Origin of the sequence: Paenibacillus sp. OT2-17, from assembly GCF_009827695.1 — a bacterium.
Classification (GTDB): domain Bacteria; phylum Bacillota; class Bacilli; order Paenibacillales; family Paenibacillaceae; genus Paenibacillus; species Paenibacillus polymyxa_B.
In genome coordinates, this window is the sequence record NZ_WUDQ01000287.1 from 1 (window position 1) to 4,586 (window position 4,586).

The 4,586-nt window shown below is 50.5% G+C and carries 4 protein-coding genes; all 4 read right to left on the reverse strand.

The annotated features are described in order from the left end of the window. Nucleotides 1-744, reverse strand: a 744-nt coding sequence (locus GRP75_RS30505) for an IucA/IucC family protein (protein WP_337194249.1), incomplete at its 3' end; no start/stop codon positions are given. Further along, on the reverse strand, nucleotides 732-2,447 hold the full coding sequence (locus GRP75_RS19640) for an IucA/IucC family protein (RefSeq protein ID WP_237449110.1): 1,716 nt from the start codon (nucleotides 2,445-2,447) through the stop codon (nucleotides 732-734). The genes GRP75_RS30505 and GRP75_RS19640, both read right to left, overlap by 13 nt. Nucleotides 2,448-2,767: 320 nt before the next feature. After that, nucleotides 2,768-3,793, reverse strand: a complete 1,026-nt coding sequence (locus tag GRP75_RS19645; RefSeq protein WP_160790124.1) for an ATP-grasp domain-containing protein — start codon at nucleotides 3,791-3,793, stop codon at nucleotides 2,768-2,770. 332 nt (nucleotides 3,794-4,125) lie between these two features. Next, nucleotides 4,126-4,586 (reverse strand): IucA/IucC family C-terminal-domain containing protein (locus tag GRP75_RS19650; RefSeq protein WP_202404222.1); only part of this gene is annotated, 461 nt, incomplete at its 5' end.

The following is a 4,586-nucleotide window of genomic DNA, read 5'->3' on the forward strand; positions in this document are numbered from 1 at the left end:
CACCGATTCCAGCTGGTGTTCCCACTGCCACGGATGAACAGGAATGAATATATAGCGGTTACCCTCCGTGTCTTCCGACTGAAGTATCCGATTAAATCGGCTGATATCCTCCTCTGTGAGATGTTGTCTCACCAACTGTTCTGACGTGTAGCCTGTGGAAAGAGCCGTTTGCACAAGTCCTTCTTTCACGGCAATCCAGTATACGGTCACATCCGAGTTAAACTCTGGACCGTAAGCAAGATTGTCTTTTAGGGTGAAGCCAAGCCTCGACTTGTAGCTTGGATGGTAGAGATGACCATCGCTCATATGGCTTTCGAGGGCATCATAGTGCAGGTCTTCATCCGGAATCTTCTCAGGCAGCAAAGCCCGGCACTGACTGTCCTTCGCCATCGTCTCCAGCAATTCCTGAATGAAGGCCGTCACATTCGCACCCTCCAGAAGGTTCAGTACCATTTCCTCCAGAAACAGATCCAGATCGGTGCAGGGCACGCCCTCTCTTCGAATCGAGCCCTTCGCCACCTTCACTCGGCCAAATGAAAATTTTCGCTCCGCCTCACAGCTGTATGTCACAGCCTGCCCTGACGTACTCCGCCCCACAGTACACCATTCGTTTTCCCCCACCTTACAGTCAAGGATACCCTCGAACCACATGGCTTCCAGCGCCTGCCGCATGATCCGTTCCTGTACATCCGTGTATACTGTTGTCTTGTGACCTTTCTCAGCCCTGTACCCTATGAACCCCACGCCACTTCACTCCCTATTCGGTTCATTATACTGCTCACCGGCACATACGCCGGGGTCTGACTGATCCCCCTGAGACAGCTCACCAGATTTTGTTTAGCCAGAAAACTGTCCGCGGTCAGCAAATGCTGCACATACACGTTTCCAGTTCGATCCAGTTCCTTCACAAGCACTTCGCGGACCTTTGCCCAGAAATGCTCCTCCGGTACGTTCACATCCCTTGCCATCGCATGAATGAGGGAACCCAGATGGTTGATGATAAAGTAATAGGATGTCCTCGCCCAAGCCTTGTCCCGTGGATAAAACAACAATCTGGAGGGATCAGTATCCACTTCATGGATCAGCTCCTCATCGACACTGACTCCTTCCAAGTCACGCACGATAAATGCCTCAGGCATTCCGTCCCTTAGCGTCACGAGAGTATTTTGCAAGTGAGCTTCAAAGTGAATGCCGCGCTCTCCGGCCGCTCGTACAATGGGCAGCAAAGACAAGGTCAGATAACGTGCAAACCAGCGCTCGGCTTCAGCACGTACGCCACCCAGCATCGTCATAAGTCGTGATTGCATTCCCGGCAAGGGGGCTTCTACCAGACTCGACAGGACATATGTACATTCCGGGTCAAACTCAATCGGTCTGTATGCGACGGTAAACAGACTCGTTAATTCCCCCTCCTGAAAATCACAAGTGGCTACACCTGTCTCATAGGCAATCTGCGTATGCTGATCTGCACCGAAGCAATTCTGCTGCCTGACGTACCTGGAGGCGTCCAGCGTCCTTCGCATCTGCTCCGCACTATTGGTGCGAATCATGTTGGTAATCTGCATGTTTAGCGACAGCTTGATATTGCAATTCAGCTCTGGAATATAGACGGTGCGTACCGAGGAGGTCGGGTAGGCCTTCGGCCCGCCGCTGCCCATCGGAATGAGTTTCTTATCCAGAATATACTGCTGGACCTCGGACAAGCCCAACACGTACGCATACTGCCAGGGATGGATAGGCAGTAGTTCATACTCATCCCCATGCTCACCCCACTCTGCTTCCCAAGCTTGTTCCACATGCCCGTGCAGGCTGGCATGCAGATTGATCCTAGTGTAATCATCCACCCATTCCTGCATGTACACATCCTTCCTCACAGCAACGTAACAGAGTTGGAACGAGGTACGCAGTTCTGGGCTGTACATCCGTACGTCGTGTTCGGTGAAGCCTTTGGAGTTTTTCGGAAACGGGTGAAAGGGATGACCATATACCAGAGACTGTTCGGAAGTACAGTAATCATATATGCCAAGTCCAGCAGCCTGCTCGATATACAGTGCAAGATTATTCACGCTGTTATCTACCTTTTCCGCAAAATCACGCACATCAGCCGCATGGGTCAACCTGCCTTGCTCATGCCGGCTGTTTCCATACGCCGTGTCTTCACTCAGCTCCCGTGTGATCCAGCGAACCAGGTCCTGATAATGCACTGCTTGCCCGCGCTGTTGTACGCTTCGGTACTCATGCTCTCCCATAGCCGAGTAATACGCTAATTGTCCGGTTATCGTCACCCCGCTGGCCTGAAAAGCAACTGCGTACGTCATCGCATTCGGATCAATCTGAATGTCGCCCTCCTTCTCCACCGAAAGCTCTCGGATATAACAATTGAGCAGCAGCTTGCAAGAGTGTATATTCGCCTGCTGCTCTGCTTCAGACCTGAGCCTGTTTTCCATCTCGAACAATGTTGCCAACCTTCTTTCGGGTTATAAATAAAACAAGGGACAAGGTCACAGGATGGCACAGCCGAGACCCATACTAATCTCTTTCAGTGCCGCCCATCTGGCCGTATCTGCTGGTGTTCTGACCCGTTGAACCATTAGCAGACCAATCCATCTAGAGTACCTACACTGCTGACCAGCAGCGGAATGCTGGATGGATGCCACCGCTTGCGGCGGGCAGGCACGTCCATTCGAATATACCGATCACACCATAGGAGCAAGAACAACGCAAAACGCAAGCGGGCTATTGAGCCAGAACAAGCAATGATTTGCCCTTATTCTGCAATCGACTTTTCGAAATGATGTTCCATCTGAAAAAGATACTCCAGGTACAACCGGACGACATCACGTGTGGTCCCCCCAAAGGGGAAGACATGGTGGGTCAGGTCCGGCAATGCGTTGACTTCCAAAATGCCTCCCTGATCTCCTGTCAGCGGCTGGCGGATATTCTCACAACGGATATCAATGCCAGCCACATCAATCCGGAGGGCTCCTGCGGCCTCAATTGCCATTTGTGCATTGTCAGGAAGAATCGCTTCCGTACAGTCCATATAAAATTCACTGATGTTCCCGGCGGCCGAATTGCGAAGATCATATAGCTCGATCTCCCTTCCTGCCGCAGGTACCTCCTCCAGTGTGATTCCCTGTCCAAGCAGAACCTTTCGCAAAGGCTCTGCGTCTTCATTAATCTTGGGAAAGGCCTCGAACTTCCCTATACTGGTATGCTGGATTCGCTGCTGATTCAACATTCGAATCAACGCCCGGATGGTTGAGGTGCCGTCTCCTTCTACATAGACAGGTCGATACTCATTTACTGCCGCCACTTCCCCGTTAATGACCAGTACCCTGTAATCCACACCCGTTACGAATTGCTGCAGCATGATGCTGTTACTATGGGTACCCGCCCGGGCAATAGTCGCTTCCAGTTCCTCGTTTGTTCGAACGTCCAGTGTCACACCTGCACTGCCGCTTGCGTCCAGCGGCTTCACTACAACGGAACGATGCAGTTTCAGAAACTGCGTTGCCTTGTCACCCATTGCCTCGATAACGATAAACGGCGGCACAGGCATTCCCCGCTCATGCAGTAGCATATTACAAACCTGCTTGTTCTTGGCGAGCAGTCCAGCGATCAAGGGTAGACGATGCGATCTGGTTTTATTAATGACTCTGCGCTTATCCCCATAGGATAATTCCAAAAAATCTTCACATCCTGCGAGAAGTGGCTCGCAGGTCATTCCCATTTCTCTTGCTTTGCTTATGATGAGTCGGTTTTGCAGATTATGAATTCCTTTCGGAAACAATGAAAATCCTCCCCGACCGAATGAAGGCGTTCGCTCCTGGTTGTGCTTTCATCGGATTGATTTGATGGAAATAATATTGATAATGATTATCAGTTTCAAACAAAATCTATTTTATGGCAATTTCAGTCACCTTGTCAATAATAAGCTTTTTAGGAAAAATAAGATGGTTTTTGCAGGGAGAGAATCCCCAAATGAAGGAGTGTTCATGGAACAATGGGCACAACAAATAAGGCAAGCTCTGAATTTCGTTATGTCATAAGCTTGCCTGTGCTATTCGCTGTATTGAGATGCAATGAAGTATAGGCTGGGGATGTGGATGATGATCATCGGCATTAATGCTTTAATTTGGGGCAGGTTGGGCAGTAATCTTCTGGATCATCTGCAGCGAGATAATAGAAACAACAGGTTTTGCGCACACGAATGGGTGTATCTGAGACAGCTGTTGCCCGCTTGGGCGTGTTAAACTGCTTGAGCGGATTACGGGATTCACCAAAGAGATGTGCAGGTGCATCACGAATTAGATAATGGAAGTCCTCTTCGACACGCTGCTTTTCTTCAGGCGTGGCTCCTTCAGCAAACTTGTTCTCATAGAGCCAGTATACGTAAATGGCCGTGTTCTCCCACAGGACTGAACGTGAAACCCGCGTTGCCTTGGACAGCGATTGCCACACCTTGGCCAGATTACCGGCGAACATCTGTTCAATCACCTGATCTCTCCATACACCACGCTGATCCGCCTCCGGTGAGGTCGTCTGCCAATTAGTCAGACGAGCCTTGGGGAGCCATGCCTCCC

Excerpts from the sequence above, each read along its gene's own strand:
- GRP75_RS19640 (WP_237449110.1), bottom strand. The coding sequence starts at position 2,447 with ATGGAAAACAGGCTCAGGTCTGAAGCAGAGCAGCAGGCGAATATACAC.